The sequence below is a fragment of the Bacillus cereus group sp. Bce019 genome (genome assembly GCF_051781745.1).
In the GTDB taxonomy this organism is placed as follows: domain Bacteria; phylum Bacillota; class Bacilli; order Bacillales; family Bacillaceae_G; genus Bacillus_A; species Bacillus_A cereus.
In genome coordinates, this window is sequence record NZ_JBPWJX010000213.1 from 1 (window position 1) to 259 (window position 259).

Genomic DNA, 259 nt, shown 5'->3' on the forward strand with positions numbered 1-259 from the left:
CCCACCGACGCCGGTACGCTGGCCTCATGAATACTGATCCTGGACCGGTCGTCGCCCTCGTGGTGGCGCCCGGTTCCGGTTCCCGGCTCGGGGCGGCGCTCCCCAAAGCGCTCGGGCGCGTCGGGGACCGCACGTTGGTTGAGCACAGCGTCCGCGCGATGGTGGACGGAGGCTGTGGAGCCGTGTACGTCGTCGTCGGCGAGGGCATGGACACAGCCTTCACCGCAGCGCTCGCGCAGGCGCCCGTGGCCTGCCGCCT

1 protein-coding gene is annotated in these 259 nt (G+C 72.2%); it reads left to right on the forward strand.

Annotation, left to right across the window (positions count from 1 at the left end):
* Nucleotides 1-26: 26 nt before the first annotated feature.
* A partial coding sequence (locus ACS2QP_RS28060; protein WP_438883111.1) for an NTP transferase domain-containing protein occupies nt 27-259 on the forward strand: 233 nt, incomplete at its 3' end.